This window comes from Butyrivibrio proteoclasticus B316, assembly GCF_000145035.1.
Lineage (GTDB): Bacteria > Bacillota > Clostridia > Lachnospirales > Lachnospiraceae > Butyrivibrio > Butyrivibrio proteoclasticus.
Genome location: NC_014387.1, coordinates 2694988 through 2710682, shown reverse-complemented (window position 1 = coordinate 2710682; position 15695 = coordinate 2694988). Strand labels below are relative to the sequence as shown.

Sequence of the window (15695 nt, the reverse complement as noted above, 5' to 3'; positions counted from 1 at the left end):
TAGTTGAGAAATGTTATTTGGAAACTCGAATGAAAAGCGCTTTGTACTGGGATATGATCTTGGCGATAAGGTGTCTCAGATAAGCTACTTGGCATCTGACGCCGATATGCCGGAAACTCTCTCAGTACTTGCGGGAGCAGAACTTTATAATATTCCTACCGTTCTATGCAAGAGGAAGGATGTCAATCAGTGGTACTATGGCAAGGAGGCCATACGCCATCTTGATGATGGTGATTCTATTCCTGTTGATAATCTTGTATCGGCAGCTAGAGATGGTAAGCCTGTGATGGTCGGAGAGTCTGAATATGATCCGATAGCTCTTTTGACACTATTTATCAAAAGAAGTCTGTCACTTCTGTCAATGGAGCTTAAGCTTGATATGGTCGAGGCTATTATGTTTACGACCAAATCACTTGATCACAGGATGGTTCAGGTCTTAAATGCTGTTACAAATGCTTTGGAACTCAAGACTTCCAATATCTTTTACCAGAGTCATGAGGAGAGCTTTTATAACTATATGCTCTATCAGCCTGATGAACTGATGCACCATGACATTATTGCCTGTGACTATGATCTTGAGACTCTTCATGTGTATGATATGCATCTTAATCCTAATACCACTCCGATTGTTGCAACGATCAGTGTTCAGAACTATGATGACCTGAGGCTTGGCACAGATGGATTTCCCAAGGATGCAGCTCTTTTCCACAAGGCCTGTGACAGACTGGATGATGAGTTTCTAAATATTATGCAGAAGGTATGTACAGATAAGATAGTTTCAACTGTATTTCTTTTGGGAGAGGGCTATAGAGAGAAGTGGCCCAAGAGATCTCTTGAGTTTTTGTGCAGGACAAGGAGGGTTTTCCAGGGAAATAACCTCTTTAGTAAAGGCGCCACGATTGCTGCAAGAGAGAGAATAAGACCAAGTGAAAACGCCGGAAGATATGTATTCCTCGGCGAGGACAAGCTTAAGTCTAATATAGGAATGAATGTTTTGAAGTGCGGCAAAGAGGCGTATCATGCAATTCTTGATGCGGGAGTCAACTGGTATGAAGCGCAGGCACAGGTTGATATTTTTGCTGATCCTTCAGGAGTGCTTGATCTTGAGATCACACCGCTTACAGGCAAGAGTCCCAAGGTGGTACAGCTCTTTTTGGAAGGCCTCGAAAAGAGACCTAAGGGTACTACTAGGCTTCGCCTAAATATGACCTTGAATGCAGTGGATGAAGTTTATATAAGAGTTCAGGATCTGGGCTTTGGAGAATTGTTTCCTGCGACTAATAAGGTCTGGGAGCAGGTTATTGAGTTATAAAAAGAGAGAACCGGGAGAAAGTTATGGGTAAGCCGATTTTATGCATAGGAACTTATGCGAAAAATCCATACCATATTGATAAAATGGGCAGAAATGTCTACTGCATTGAGGAACTATGTTACCTGATCGTGCAGAATGCGTTTTTGCTGGATGAGGATAGCTTTGATAAAGAGCTGTTTGACTGGATCGCTGCTGAATGTAGCCTGGACAGGCTGGCAGATGAGCTCAGGCGAATGTATGCCAAGAAATGCTCTATCGCGTCAATAGCAGGAACAATACTGGATTACGTAGGGTATAACACCAAAAAAGAAGTCAACAAAACAGAAGAAATCCTTAGAGCCAATGCAGGTATGGATGTTTACAAAAAACGTCTGTCGAGAGCGGATTTCCTCATGAGAAACGGCCGATATCAAATGGCTTTTAAGGAATATGAATTTCTTTTGACCAATACTCCTGACTTGAACAATGAACTTCGTGCCAGAATAGAGCACAACGAGGGCGTTATGTATGCAAGGCTTTTCCTGTTCGAAAGAGCTGAGAAAATGTTTCTGGCAGCTTTCGAGCACGGACATGACAAGGAATCATATATTCAGTATCTGGCATCAGTCAGGATGCGACTTACAGACAAGGATTACGTTGCGTTTATAGCAGATAATGAAGAGGCCTATGAGGCTTCTTTGGAACTTGAGAAGCGTATGGATGAGGCACATGATCTGTATGCGGCAAGTGATGATAAGCATACCCTTGGAACTATTTCAGTATATAAGGCTGAGGGCAAGATGCACGAGTATTACCAGCAGGTTGGGGACACAGCAGAAGCACTTAAACTTGAGTACAGGGATCTTGTAAAAGAGAAGATTGGGAGTAAGTGATGGGGTTTCTTCAGAATATTTTTGGTAAGATTCAGGATGAGGATTGGGTCAAGCAGGCAGAGTTTGAGAACTGGAACGACATTGTCTATACCAGAAAAGAGATGGATATGGATGACCCGGTCCAGCGAAGAGAGTACATCGGGAGCTGCCTTCAGCAGATGGAGGAGGCTGCCAGAGAACTTGAGGCTTTGGAATATGAATATAATGATGTCACAAGTCATCTTCGTGACATTGATGAGATCAATGCCCTTCCACCGGAACAGAGACTTGAAGTCAATGAGCTTGCCCAGAAAATAATTGACTCGCAGACGCAACAGGATAAGTTTGCAAGGCGCAAGAGCAAGATGACTGACGAAGAGTTTGAACACATGGAGAGGCTCGAGTCTCAGGCCAAAGAGGGAGCCAAAAAGCTTTCTGAAGCAGAGGACTATCAGAAGAAAATACGTAATGACTTAAAGCGTCTTGACGGCGAGCGTGAGGCATATATTTACAGGGAAGAAGAACTGATAAATACAATTGAGAACAATAAAAAGCTGATAATAACAATTGCTGTAGCACTTGGGCTTATCATATTGTTTTTAGTGATCCTTCAGTTCGCCCTTGACCTAAATGTAGCCTTTGGCTATATGATAGCGGTTCTTCTTGCCGCTGTTTCTGTGACTCTTTTGTATGTGGGAAGTACCAATTCCCTAGTGGAACTCAGAACTGTGCGCAAGTCTATTTCAAGGCTTATCATGTTGCAGAACCAGGTCAAGATAAGGTATGTCAACAACACTAATCTGATAGATTATCTGTGCCTTAAATACAGAGTATCGTCAGCCAAGGAACTGACCAGTTTGTATAACAGATATCTTCAGGAGGCCAAAGAAAGAGCGGAATTTGAGGATGCCACGAGAAATCTTGATGCAACCCAGAAGGATCTTGTATTTACACTTAGACATTTCAGAGTAAGAGATCCCGAAATATGGATACATCAACCGGAAGGACTTGTTAACCACAATGAAGAAGTTGAAATAAGGCACAGCCTCAATGTTCAGAGACAGTCTCTCAGAAAACGAATGGAGTATAACAGGGATGTTGTAGCAGGTAATGCCAAGCTTGAGATTGAAGATATGGCACGCCAGTATCCCAAGTATACTCAGGAGATCCTGGATATGGTGTCCCGGTATGAGGAGAAATATCCGTCGGCTTGAATATCACTTATAGCTTAAGGTTATAGCATGATATAAATTTTGGATAATTCACAAGATATTTGTTGTGGTATATTATAAGTTCAAGTTAATAAACCGCAGGTAATTTATATGCGGGTTGAGGAGGAATTATAAATTATGAAAAAGAGACTATTTACATCAGTAGTACTTGCAGCTGCACTTTCATTCGGTGCACTTACAGGCTGCGGCAGCACAGAAGCTTCATCAGCAAATGAGACTGCAGATCAGACAGCAGAAGTAAAAGAAGAGACTCAGACAGAGGCAGCACCTGCTGACAGTGCAGACGCAGGAGATAAGACTATTACAGTTGGTGCAACACCTGTTCCACACGCTGAGATCCTTGATAACATTGTTAAAGATGTTCTTGCAGAGGATGGATGGACACTTGAGACAGTAGTATTTTCAGACTATGTACTTCCTAATACTTCTCTTGAACAGGGTGAACTTGATGCCAACTATTTCCAGACTCTTGGCTATATGAATCAGCAGAATGCAGATGCAGGTCTTCATCTTGCAGCAGTAGCAGGCGTTCATATCGAGCCAATGGGTATCTATTCACAGAAATACACATCACTTGAGGATCTTCCTGACGGAGCAACAATTGGTATTCCTAACGATCCTGATAACGGACTTCGTGGAATCGATCTCCTTGTTCAGAAGGGACTTCTTGTATCAAACGGTGGTTTCGGAACAGATGCTAATTACACAGAGGATTCACTTACTAATGATAAAGAGGCTAACCCTCACGGATATGTGATCACTCCACTTGAGGCAGCAAGCCTTCCACTTTCACTTCCTGATCTTGATGCAGCTACAATAAACGGAAACTATGCTCTTGAAGCAGAACTTCCTGCTAAGTATCCTGCTCTTGATATCGAGGAATTTGATGCAGAGGCAACAGTTAAGAGAACAAACTTCCTTGTTGTTAAGCAGGGTAACGAAGAGTCAGAAAAGACCAAGGCTCTTATCAAGGCTCTTACATCTGAGAAGGTTCAGGCCTACATTGATGAGACTTACAAGGGAGCAGTTATCACATCATTCATTGATGCCGAGTAATTGCAGCTGACAGATAGTTTGACAGCTTGAATGTTTCATTCAAAGAATGCACAGATATTAGAATATACATAACATAGCCAACTATATTTTAGAAGCCATAATATTTCATAATATATGCCATAAAAATCCTACCTAAGAAAGGCACGCTGCCCATCCGCAGCGTGCCTTTCCATATAAGATCCTTTTTTGTTCCGTTAATGAATTCAATAGTAGAGTTGCCGATGGAAGAAGCGGTGGAAGTGTGGTATACTGTGGAATGACTTTGTGATTATAGGTTGATAAACGACTTAATTTATGTAATGGAAGAACGAAGAATATGATACAGATTCAGAATGTTAAGAAGTCTTTCAAAAAGACAGAAGTTTTGAAAGATATTTCAATTGAAATTGAAAAGGGAGAGATATACGGAATTATAGGACAGTCAGGAGCCGGAAAATCAACGCTTCTTAGATGTATAAATGGCCTTGAGTCCTATGATGACGGAAGTATCCTTGTAGATGGACAGAAGGTTGATATCAGGGATAAGAAGAAACTCAGGCTCCTTCAGAAGAGAATGGGAATGATATTCCAGGGCTTTAACCTTCTTGAGAGACTTGATGTTTATCAGAATGTGGCCCTTCCTATGAAATTCTGGGGTATCAATCCTAATACGGAGGAGTCCAAAGAGAAGATCCTCAGCCTTCTAAAGCTTGTAGGACTTGAAGAAAAAGTACATGCAAGACCAAAGGAGCTTTCCGGTGGACAGAAGCAGCGTGTTGCCATAGCAAGAGCCCTTGTTCTTGATCCTGAATTTCTGCTGTGCGACGAGGCTACAAGTGCCCTTGACCCTGAGATTACCAGAGAAATCCTTGCACTTTTACAGAAGATCAACAAGGAGATGGGAATTACAATAGTTGTTGTAACTCATCAGATGGAAGTCGTTAAGCAGATATGCCAGAGAGTGGCCTTCTTAAGTGACGGCAGAGTACTTGCTGTTGGAAGACCTGAGCAGCTCTTTATCTGGCCCAAGGAGAGAGAAATCAGAGATTTCCTCAGAGAAGAGAGCGACAAGCTTCCTACAACAGGAGTTAACCTCAAGCTCTTTTTCTATGGAGAAGGCAATCAGAGGCCTATCGTTACACAGATGTCTCAGGAGCTTCATGCGGACTTTAATATCTGCTGGGCTAAGCTTGAGGATTTCCGTGAGGATGTTTACGGAAGTCTTGTCCTTAATATGGATAAAGAGAATCTTGAAAAAGCCTGTGCTTTCCTGGATGCACATGATGTAACCTGGGAAGTTGTCAGCTGATAGCTGAGAAAAACAGCTCTTTTGCCAGCGAATTATCTTAGGAATAAAAATGGGCATGGTCATTGCCCTTTGGAGGAAACAATTAATGTCTGGAATTTTAACAACAACCGGAATGACTGATATTATAATGAATGCTTTCAAGCAGACTCTTTATATGGTATTCTGGTCAACACTTTTTTCTGTGATACTTGGGTTTATACCTGCAATTATCCTGACGCTTACAGCTCCTGACGGACTTAAGCCCAACAAAATCGTTTATGAGATACTAAGTTTTATTGTAAATGTGTTCAGAAGCTTTCCATTTATAATCCTGCTTGTTATTCTCATCCCATTTACAAGACTTGTTGTTGGCAAGGCCATTGGAACAACAGCTTCTATTGTGCCCCTTACTATTTCTGCAATTCCTTATATTGCAAGAGTTTTTGAGACAAGCCTTCGTGAGACAAATCCCGGAGTGATTGAGGCAGCAAGATCTTTTGGAGCATCTAATTTTCAGATCCTCATGAGAGTATATGTCAAGGAATCCATTCCAAGAATGCTCAATGGAATAGTACTCCTTGTCATATCACTTATCGGATATTCTGCAATGGCAGGTACTGTCGGTGGCGGCGGTATCGGTGATATTGCTATCAGATATGGTTATCAGCAGTACAAGACAGATTACCTTATCGTGTGCTCCATCATTTTGATTGCTTTCGTTCAGCTGATCCAGATGCTGGGCAACTATATGTATAAAAAAATGTCATAAAACAAGGGACTGTTTGCATTCTTTTTCCGTGAGAGAATAAGGATACAAATGGTCCTATTTTAGTGCAAAATGTGCATTGTCTTATTTTGGGGCAGATGATATTATTCATTTTGTTGTATTTATTTTTTACATTCGCATTAAATGGGAGAGCGTATGAGCGAGAACAGATGTGAGAGTTACAAGCACCTGGGGGAAGAGTGCGGAGTATTCGGAATGTATGACTTTGATGGGGGAAATGTGGCAGAGTCTATCTACTATGGACTTGTGTCGCTTCAGCACAGAGGACAGGAGAGCTGTGGTATTGCTGTAAGTGATACTGCGGGACCAAAGGGCAAGGTCATAAGCTACAAGGATATGGGGCTTGTCAATGAAGCATTTACACCCGAGCACCTTGATAATCTCGTAGGTGACATTGGTGTAGGACATGTGCGCTATTCTACGGCTGGTAGCAGCACAAGAGAGAATGCTCAGCCGCTCGTTCTTAATTATGTTAAGGGAACCCTGGGACTTGCCCATAACGGTAACCTTGTCAATGCACCCGAGCTTCGTAATGAGCTTGCTTATACCGGTGCTATTTTCCAGACTACTATTGATTCAGAGGTAATTGCATATCTTATAGCAAGAGAGAGACTTGTGACCAATTCTGTAGAAGAGGCTGTCGGCAAGGCTATGCAGAAGATAAGAGGCGCTTACAGTCTTGTTATCATGTCACCAAGAAAACTCATTGGAGCAAGAGATCCTTATGGATTTAAGCCACTTGTTATAGGAAGACGTGAGAACTGCTATATTCTCGCCTCTGAGACATGTGCTCTTGATACGATTGGAGCTACATTTATAAGGGATGTTGAGCCCGGTGAGATAGTTACTATTTCTCCTGAATACGGTATCCGTTCCGACAAATCAATGTGTCTGCCCAAAGAGCAGCATGCACGCTGTATCTTTGAATATATATATTTCTCAAGACCTGACAGTATGATTGATGGGATCAGCGTCTATGATGCCAGAATTGCAGCAGGAAGATTTCTTGCCAAGGATTCACCGGTAGATGCCGACATGGTTGTAGGTGTTCCGGAATCCGGAAATGTAGCGGCTCTTGGCTATGCGCTTGAGTCAGGAATCCCATACGGACAGGCTTTCGTCAAGAATTCATATATTGGAAGAACATTTATCAAACCCAGACAAAAGAATAGAGAATCCAGCGTTCAGGTTAAGCTTAATGCCTTAAAGAGCGCTGTTGCAGGTAAGAGGATCATCATGATAGATGACTCTATAGTAAGAGGAACAACTTCAGACCGCATAGTCCGCATGTTAAGGGATGCTGGGGCTAAGGAGGTTCACATGAGAGTTAGTTCGCCTCCATTTTTGTGGCCCTGTTACTTTGGAACCGATGTTCCTGCCAAAGATCAGCTGATCGCCTACAACAGAAATGTAGATGATATCTGCAAGATCATTGGTGCGGATTCACTTGCATATCTTGGAATAGAGAGACTTGAAGAGATGGTTGGAGGAAACCTTGGTATCTGTAAGGGCTGCTTTACAGGTAAGTACCCGGTTGATCCGCCAACAGGGGATATTCGCGGCGAATTCGAGAGATAATTGGTGGCAGAGTTACCATTATTATATGAGCAGACATAAATGCTTGTTTTCGTCTGCGTCGTAATTCATATGGATTCGTATACATAAACCGGCTTCCTTTCAGCGCTGTTCAAAACAGTCAGCCGGTTCATGTATATTCATCTTATGAATTATCTCCTCGTCCGAGAACTGCGCATTTATGTCTGCTTCATATACATACTTGCAACCAGCTACTGCGAGAAGTTACTGCGAGTAAGATAGTTTGAATGATTTACGTGTAGACTGTATTTGAGTGTAAGTAAGATAGAGAGAAGTTTTGCAGGATAGATGTAGTAATGGTACTATGGTGTAGATAAATACTTAGTATTATTCTGTTATAGATTATAGAGAACATAATAAAAAATATAATAAAAACGTTGAGTTATCAGGAGGAGTTTTATGAGTACAGATCGTTACAGTAGCCCATTGTCAGAGCGTTATGCCAGCAAGGAGATGCAGTATATCTTTTCCCAGGATATGAAGTTCAGAACCTGGAGGAGATTGTGGATTGCTCTTGCTGAGATTGAGCATGAACTCGGACTTAACATAACTCAGGAACAGATAGATGAGCTCAAGGCTCACAAGGACGACATCAACTATGAGGTTGCTATCGCCAGAGAAAAAGAGGTTAGACATGACGTTATGAGCCATGTATATGCATATGGACAGCAGTGTCCTAAGGCAAAGGGAATCATTCACCTTGGAGCAACAAGCTGCTACGTTGGTGATAACACTGATATCATTGTAATGACAGAAGCACTTAAGCTCGTCCGCAAGAAACTTGTCAACGTTATTGCAGAGCTTTCAAAGTTCGCTGATAAGTATAAGGCTCAGGCTACTCTTGGATTTACTCACTTCCAGCCTGCACAGCCTACAACAGTTGGTAAAAGAGCTTGTCTCTGGCTTCAGGATTTTACAATTGATCTTGAGGATCTTGACTATGTACTTGATAATATGAAGCTTCTTGGCTCTAAGGGAACAACAGGAACACAGGCTTCTTTCCTGGAACTCTTTGACGGAGATCTTACTAAGGTTGATAAGCTGGATCCTATGCTTGCTGAGAAGATGGGATTCAAGGGATGCATGGCTGTTTCAGGTCAGACTTACAGCCGTAAGATTGACATGAAAGTTATTAATGTCCTTGCCGGTATCTGTTCTTCAGCAACCAAGATGGCTCAGGATATCAGACTTCTTCAGCACCTCAAGGAGGTTGAGGAGCCATTTGAGAAGAGCCAGATTGGATCATCAGCTATGGCATATAAGAGAAATCCTATGAGAAGTGAGAGAATCTGCTCACTTTCAAGATATGTTCTTGTAGATACACTCAACCCTGCAATTACAGAGGTTTCACAGTGGTTTGAGAGAACACTTGATGACTCTGCCAACAAGAGATTGTCTATTCCGGAGGGCTTCCTTGCAACAGACGGTGTTCTTGATCTGTGCCTCAATGTTGTAGACGGTCTTGTAGTTTATCCTAAGGTTATCGAGAAGCGCCTTATGTCAGAGCTTCCTTTCATGGCTACAGAGAATATCATGATGGATGCTGTTAAGGCAGGTGGAGACAGACAGGAGCTTCATGAGAGAATAAGAGAGCTTTCAATGGAAGCCGGAAGAAATGTCAAGGTAGAAGGTAAGGAGAATAACCTTCTTGAGCTTATCGCAGCTGACCCTGCTTTCCATTTATCACTTGATGATCTCAAGGCAGCAATGGATCCTAACAAGTATGTTGGCTGCAGTGTTCATCAGGTTGAGAAATTCCTTTCAGAGGTAGTTCAGCCAATCCTTGATGCCAACAAGGATGATCTTGGAGTTAAGGCAGAGATCAATGTGTAAGATAAAGGAATTCAAAGTCATGTAATGCTGTGCTTGCACAAGGCATTACATGGCTTTGAGCAATCCGTATATCTTACACATATATAGGAGAAAGTATAATGAAGATTAGAGATATTATAAAAGATAAAGAGGTTACCCTTTCATTTGAGGTATTCCCTCCCAAGACTGACGCAGGATATGAGGCTGTAGAAAAGGCAGCGGCTGAGATTGCTGCTCTTAAGCCTGATTTTATGAGCGTAACCTATGGCGCAGGCGGTGGAACCAGCAAGAATACTGTAAATATAGCTGCTGATCTGCAGAATAAATATGGTACTCCTGTTCTTGCTCATCTGACCTGTGTTTCTTCTACCAAAGAACATGTCAAAGAGGTGGTCAGAGAATACAAGGAAAAGGGAATAGAGAATATCATGGCTCTTCGCGGTGATATTCCCAAAGAAGGCCGTATTTGCTATGACTATGATCATGCTATGCAGCTGATCTATGACATCAAGTCTATAGATGACAGTATCTGCATAGGTGGAGCCTGCTATCCTGAGGGACATGTGGAGTGTGCGAGACAGTCCGAGGATATTGAACATCTCAAGGAGAAAGTGGCAGCAGGCTGCGACTTCCTTACAACACAGATGTTTTTTGATAATTCAACTCTTTATCAATTTCTGTATCGCATCAGGGAAAAGGGGATTGATGTTCCTGTTCTTCCCGGAATCATGCCTATCACTAATGCCAAGCAGGTAGCAAGAAGTGTGGCTTTATCAGGCTCTACGATTCCGCAGAAGATGAAAATAATGGTAGATAGATTTGCTGATGATCCGGAGAAAATGAAAGAAGCCGGGATCATCTATGCCAGCGATCAGATCATCGACCTTATTTCAAACGGCGTCAGCCATATTCATGTCTATTCAATGAATAAGCCGGATATAGCAGCGGGAATCATGAGAAATCTTGCTACGATCATCAGATAAAAATAATAGTGGATAAATAGAAATCTGTTACACCTGATCATTAGAAAAAGGGGTAACAGATTTCGCTTTATGAGAATTTGTTGTAAAATAACCCACTACTGTAACAATTGGAAGTTTATAATTGTTAATAGTATAGACTCTAAGCACTAATATTCAAGAAAAAAAGCAGGAGATATAAGATGAGTGACCAGATAAATAATCAGGTATCAGACAATATGGTACCGGGGCAGCAGATATCGCAAGCTGCAAATAAACAGATCAAAATATCAGAGGAAGAGTACAAATATTCTCAGGAAGTGATCAAGAAGCTGTCAGATTACTATGATGCCAAGGTTGTTGGACAGCAGCAGCTCAAGTTTTCCTTAATAGGGGCAATTATAGCTGACGGACATATTCTTATAGAGTCAGTTCCCGGACTTGCCAAGACAACGGCAGCCAAGGCTATATCAGATGCGGTAGACGGCAAGTTTGCAAGAATTCAGTGCACACCGGATCTTTTACCGGGAGATATTATAGGAACACAGATTTATAATCAGGCAAACGGCAAGTTTGAGACAATTCTTGGACCTGTATTTGCAAACTTTGTTCTTCTGGATGAGGTCAATCGTTCAAGTGCCAAGACACAGTCAGCTATGCTGGAAGCAATGCAGGAGAAGCAGGTTACAATAGGTGGCAAGACTTATAGAATGCCTGAGGATATCTTTACTGTAATCGCAACTCAGAACCCAATCGAACAGGAAGGAACTTATCCTCTTTCTGAGGCGCAGACAGACAGATTTCTGATAAAAGAGGTTATTACTTATCCTCTTGCATCAGAAGAAGTTGAAATCCTAAACAGGATGGAGAGCGGTGCAATTAACAGAGTAGAGCCACCTGTTCTTACTATTAACGATGTTGATAAAGTTCAGGACATCTGCGAGAAAGTATATGTTGATGAGGCTATCAAGTGGTATATATCCAGTATCGTAGTTGCCAGCAGACGTGCAGGCCAGATTCCGGGCTGTGAAGTTGGCAAGTACGTAAGGATCGGATGTAGCCCACGTGCTTCAATTGCTTTCCTCAAAATGGCCAAGGCGGTTGCTCTTATTCAGGGAAGAACCTACGTTGTACCTGATGATGTCAAGGCAGTAAGTCATCAGGTCCTCAGACACAGAATTGGCCTTAATTACTCAGCTGTTGCCGATAATGTTTCTGTTGAGCAGGTAATCGACGGTATCGTAAACGCAGTCAAGACACCTTAAATATTAGAGGAAGCTAGGAATGTACAGAACTATGAGTGACGATACATATTTAATCTGATATGTCAGGAATAATAAGATGAAACTAGATTACGAGTATTTATCGAGGATAAGAAGAGCAGTATCTCTTTATACCAACAGGAAAACCTCCAATATTCTTGATGGTGACTTTCATTCGATCCACCGCGGCAGGAGTATGGAATTTGATGACCTTAAGACTTACACCTTTGGCGATGATGTCCATGACATCGACTGGAAATCCTCATCCAGAATGGGAGACATACTGGTCCGCAGATATATGACAGACAGAAGACATAACGTAATGTTCGTTGTTGACTGCGGAACCAAGATGCTGGGAGATGCAAAGGGTGGAGATGCCAAAAGAGAACTCGCTCTTATGACCTTTGGAACAATAGCTTATATAACGGGAAGAAATGGGGCAGATTATGCCTTGTCTTATCCTGATGGAAATAAGTCAATGATCAGTCTTTTCAGATCCGGCCCAGAGCATATGGAGAAGCTCATCTATGATCTGGAAAAAAAGATAACTCTTGATCATCAGACTTCTTTATCTGATGTACTTAGCGAAGTCATGAGCACTGTCCACAAGAAAATGATAATTTTCCTTATCACTGATATGGATGGACTAAATAACCTTGATGGGAACATGCTACGCGGAATAACCGCAGATCATGATCTTATGATCATAAATATAGAAGATTCTATGCTGACAGGCGACATTACCTACGATTCTGACTTATCTTTGTATGAGAGATTTTTCTTTTCCCATAACAAGAAGCTCCATGAGGAAGAACTGCGAATTCGTAAGGAAATATTGCAGAAAGCTTCTGAGCTGTGCAAGCAGAACAGAGTTGGGCTCACCTGCATCAGCACTGAGAGTCAGATCATTGACGCTACTATAGATTTACTTGAAAGGTACAGACATGGTTACTACGGTTTCATTACAGCCGCCCTTTGAATACTACTGGTGGGTGGTTTTGATAGCTTTTTTGCTGGCTGCGGCTTGTATTGCTATTTTTGTTTATGTGATCAGAAAACTACTTAAGATAGAGGGATTTATCAGGAAAAAGAATCCTGCTATCCATGTTCCGCCGCCAAGAAAACTTTATGAGATTAAAAATGATTATACTGAGCAGATGGAGCGCCTTGCAGCGACCTATGCAAACAGACAGATAGACAAAAGAGCTGCTTATCAGAGACTCAGCCTCCAAATCAGAGGCTTTGTGCATGAGGCAACAGGTTTAAATGTTGAGAACTACACAAAAAGTGAGATCAAAGCTTTTGGGATAAGGCAGTTGGACAGACTCATGGAGGAGTATTATATTCCTGAATTTGCCGAGGATGAGAGGTCAAGGGATAAAGACTTTATGAGCTCCTGTAATAAAGCTTTAGGGGTGGTCAGAGCATGGAGCTGATGAATAAATGGGTGATCATTGTTGGAATATTGGCAGCAGGCATAGGTATTGCCGTTTCTGTTTTCTTTAGACTAAATGGCAAGGATAGATATGTGTCCGGGACCAGAGTATCCAACACATCACTTCTTAAATCAACTAAATTATATAAAGCATTAAGCCTTAAGTACAACATTTTAAGAGGAGTTCTGGCAATTGGGATGATAGGGAGCTTTGTGTCAGCTCTTTTACTGGTGGCAAGGCCTTATCAGAATCAGGACGTTTACACAGGCGTTAAGAAAAGAGATATCATCATCTGCATGGACGTTTCTTATTCGCTGTATGACTTAAATGGAGAGCTGACAGATTACCTAAAGGGCGTTGTCAAGGGACTTGCAGGTGACAGGATTGGGATCAATATCTTTAATACATCTACCGTTACCTATGTGCCTCTTACAGATGATTATGACTATGTGGCCCAGAAACTCGATGATCTTAGTGAGTACTTTATAATGCAAAAAGAGCTGTATACGGAGATTTACGATGTATATGGCTATGAGTATTATATGTACCCTTCAGAAGTCCAGAAGAGATACGAAGAGCTCAGAGAGAAGCTTGAGTACTACGACGCGGGAACACTTCTTAATAATTCCAGCAGAGGATCATCACTTATAGGTGAAGGACTTGGCACTGCACTCTATTCTTTTCCTTATATAGAGGATACAGAGCGTACAAGAGTCATCATAATGTGTACTGACAATGAGCTCAATTCTTTTGGCAGTCAGATCATGAATCTCAAGGAAGCTGCAGAGTATTGCAAGAACAAGAAGGTTACAGTATTTAGTATTTTTCCATCAAGGGAAGCTTTCTATGATCCTGAAAATTATGACTATGATGCCTGCAAAAATGAGCTTGAAAGAGCTGTTAACAAGACGGGCGGACTTCTATATGTGAGAACTCCGGATTTGCCGGTATCTGCTATAGTTCAGGATATTCAGAAACAGAAGGTCATGATGGTAAATATGGTAATGACCAGAGAAACTCAGGATATGCCTCAGAATGCTTTCGTTGCTTTATTTTTATGCCTCGCATTTACCTGTGCGGCAGGATTGGTGTTGCAGAAATGAAATTTAAACCTATTTTACCACCGGGCCTTATGCTGCTGGTGTTTGTAGCCTTTATGGCGCTGACTGTATACATTATAGTCAGGAATAAGACAACTATATTAGAAAAGCTTTTCTCTATAGGGAGAATGGCTGTTATCTATATTCTCGTTCTGGTCATCGGCCTTAGACCTGTGACGATCAGGACAGATTATGAGTTCTCTACCAAGAACCTGGATGTTTTGTTTGTAATAGACGGAACCCTTAGTATGTGGGCTCTTGATTACAATGGTAAGAACGAGAGAATGGAGGGAGTCAAGGCAGATGTTAACTACATCCTGTCTGAGCTTGCAGGCAGTAACTTTGGCCTTGTGACCTTTGATGATACAGCCCATGTGCTTTCGCCTTTTACCCAGGACCTTAAGTATATTTCCGATATGGTAGATATTATGGCAACGCCTGAAACTTACTATTCATCCGGATCTAACCTGGCAACTCCTTACAAGGATATGGAGGCGCTTTTACAGTCTTCCAATAAGAAAGAGAACCGCAAGACGATAGTTTTTTTCATAAGTGATGGAGAAGTGACTAACTCAAATATGGAGATGTCCTATGCAGAATTTGCACAGTACATTGACTCCGGAGCGGTTCTTGGCTATGGTTCGGAGGCAGGTGGCAAGATGAAGGAGAATCACAACTATGTCTATGATTATGATACTCATGACGATGCCATTTCCAGAATTGATGAAGAGAACCTTAAGCGCATTGCTGATGAGATGAATATTAAATATCTGAACATGAACAGTGGGAATGCTGCTCTTTCCGGAGTGCTTGAGATCATCAAGGAGCAGAGTACTACAGTTGTGGAAAAAGGAGATGGCGCTGAGAGATACATTGATACTTATTACTACTTTGCAGCTCTCCTGGCGATGATGCTCCTGGCTGAAACTATTGTGTTTATCAGGAAAGGAAGACTGTAAGAGGAATTACCTGTATAGGCAATTCTTAATGTCGGTTTTGATATAATTAGTGGGAAGGAGCATGAT

Annotated in this window: 14 protein-coding genes; all 14 read left to right on the top strand. The window is 41.8% G+C overall.

Features of this window, described 5'->3' with window-relative positions; all coding sequences use genetic code 11:
• Positions 1-10: 10 nt before the first annotated feature.
• The 14 genes from BPR_RS11225 to BPR_RS11160 all read left to right on the top strand — a co-directional run bounded on the left by BPR_RS11225 (position 11) and on the right by BPR_RS11160 (position 15629).
• Positions 11-1312, top strand: a complete 1302-nt coding sequence (locus BPR_RS11225; RefSeq protein ID WP_013281605.1) for a DUF5716 family protein — start codon at positions 11-13, stop codon at positions 1310-1312.
• A 23-nt stretch (positions 1313-1335) separates the two neighbouring features.
• On the top strand, positions 1336-2184 hold the full coding sequence (locus tag BPR_RS11220; protein ID WP_013281604.1) for a hypothetical protein: 849 nt from the start codon (positions 1336-1338) through the stop codon (positions 2182-2184).
• On the top strand, positions 2184-3377 hold the full coding sequence (locus tag BPR_RS11215; protein WP_013281603.1) for a hypothetical protein: 1194 nt from the start codon (positions 2184-2186) through the stop codon (positions 3375-3377). Before BPR_RS11220 ends, BPR_RS11215 begins: the two co-directional genes overlap by 1 nt.
• Positions 3378-3512: 135 nt before the next feature.
• The gene (locus BPR_RS11210) at positions 3513-4451 is read left to right on the top strand and encodes a MetQ/NlpA family ABC transporter substrate-binding protein (protein WP_013281602.1); all 939 of its coding nucleotides are present in this window, start codon (positions 3513-3515) and stop codon (positions 4449-4451) included.
• A gap of 316 nt (positions 4452-4767) precedes the next feature.
• Positions 4768-5739, top strand: a complete 972-nt coding sequence (locus BPR_RS11205; protein ID WP_013281601.1) for a methionine ABC transporter ATP-binding protein — start codon at positions 4768-4770, stop codon at positions 5737-5739.
• A gap of 85 nt (positions 5740-5824) precedes the next feature.
• Entirely contained in the window at positions 5825-6487 is a 663-nt protein-coding gene (locus tag BPR_RS11200; RefSeq protein WP_330367318.1) for a methionine ABC transporter permease, read from the top strand.
• Positions 6488-6640: 153 nt separating this feature from the next.
• Positions 6641-8083: an amidophosphoribosyltransferase gene (gene purF / locus BPR_RS11195; protein WP_013281599.1), complete on the top strand. Its 1443-nt coding sequence runs from the start codon at positions 6641-6643 to the stop codon at positions 8081-8083.
• A gap of 417 nt (positions 8084-8500) precedes the next feature.
• On the top strand, positions 8501-9934 hold the full coding sequence (gene purB / locus BPR_RS11190) for an adenylosuccinate lyase (RefSeq protein WP_013281598.1): 1434 nt from the start codon (positions 8501-8503) through the stop codon (positions 9932-9934).
• Between the two features lie 98 nt (positions 9935-10032).
• A complete protein-coding gene (gene metF, locus BPR_RS11185; protein ID WP_013281597.1) occupies positions 10033-10896 on the top strand; it encodes a methylenetetrahydrofolate reductase [NAD(P)H] in 864 nt (287 codons plus the stop codon).
• 179 nt (positions 10897-11075) lie between these two features.
• Positions 11076-12137 carry an AAA family ATPase gene (locus BPR_RS11180; protein WP_013281596.1) on the top strand — a complete coding sequence of 354 codons (1062 nt, stop codon included), beginning with the start codon at positions 11076-11078 and terminating at the stop codon, positions 12135-12137.
• Between the two features lie 76 nt (positions 12138-12213).
• The gene (locus BPR_RS11175; protein WP_013281595.1) at positions 12214-13113 is read left to right on the top strand and encodes a DUF58 domain-containing protein; all 900 of its coding nucleotides are present in this window, start codon (positions 12214-12216) and stop codon (positions 13111-13113) included.
• Positions 13079-13570, top strand: a complete 492-nt coding sequence (locus BPR_RS11170; RefSeq protein WP_013281594.1) for a hypothetical protein — start codon at positions 13079-13081, stop codon at positions 13568-13570. Before BPR_RS11175 ends, BPR_RS11170 begins: the two co-directional genes overlap by 35 nt.
• Positions 13561-14673, top strand: coding sequence for a VWA domain-containing protein (locus tag BPR_RS11165; protein WP_013281593.1), 1113 nt, complete (start codon positions 13561-13563; stop codon positions 14671-14673). Before BPR_RS11170 ends, BPR_RS11165 begins: the two co-directional genes overlap by 10 nt.
• On the top strand, positions 14670-15629 hold the full coding sequence (locus BPR_RS11160) for a vWA domain-containing protein (RefSeq protein ID WP_013281592.1): 960 nt from the start codon (positions 14670-14672) through the stop codon (positions 15627-15629). The genes BPR_RS11165 and BPR_RS11160 overlap by 4 nt, the downstream gene beginning before the upstream one ends.
• Positions 15630-15695 lie beyond the last annotated feature (66 nt).

Coding starts and splice junctions, on each gene's coding strand:
- BPR_RS11225 (WP_013281605.1), top strand. CDS start 11: ATGTTATTTGGAAACTCGAATGAAAAGCGCTTTGTACTGGGATATGAT.
- BPR_RS11220 (WP_013281604.1), top strand. CDS start 1,336: ATGGGTAAGCCGATTTTATGCATAGGAACTTATGCGAAAAATCCATAC.
- BPR_RS11215 (WP_013281603.1), top strand. CDS start 2,184: ATGGGGTTTCTTCAGAATATTTTTGGTAAGATTCAGGATGAGGATTGG.
- BPR_RS11210 (WP_013281602.1), top strand. CDS start 3,513: ATGAAAAAGAGACTATTTACATCAGTAGTACTTGCAGCTGCACTTTCA.
- BPR_RS11205 (WP_013281601.1), top strand. CDS start 4,768: ATGATACAGATTCAGAATGTTAAGAAGTCTTTCAAAAAGACAGAAGTT.
- BPR_RS11200 (WP_330367318.1), top strand. CDS start 5,825: ATGTCTGGAATTTTAACAACAACCGGAATGACTGATATTATAATGAAT.
- purF (WP_013281599.1), top strand. CDS start 6,641: ATGAGCGAGAACAGATGTGAGAGTTACAAGCACCTGGGGGAAGAGTGC.
- purB (WP_013281598.1), top strand. CDS start 8,501: ATGAGTACAGATCGTTACAGTAGCCCATTGTCAGAGCGTTATGCCAGC.
- metF (WP_013281597.1), top strand. CDS start 10,033: ATGAAGATTAGAGATATTATAAAAGATAAAGAGGTTACCCTTTCATTT.
- BPR_RS11180 (WP_013281596.1), top strand. CDS start 11,076: ATGAGTGACCAGATAAATAATCAGGTATCAGACAATATGGTACCGGGG.
- BPR_RS11175 (WP_013281595.1), top strand. CDS start 12,214: ATGAAACTAGATTACGAGTATTTATCGAGGATAAGAAGAGCAGTATCT.
- BPR_RS11170 (WP_013281594.1), top strand. CDS start 13,079: ATGGTTACTACGGTTTCATTACAGCCGCCCTTTGAATACTACTGGTGG.
- BPR_RS11165 (WP_013281593.1), top strand. CDS start 13,561: ATGGAGCTGATGAATAAATGGGTGATCATTGTTGGAATATTGGCAGCA.
- BPR_RS11160 (WP_013281592.1), top strand. CDS start 14,670: ATGAAATTTAAACCTATTTTACCACCGGGCCTTATGCTGCTGGTGTTT.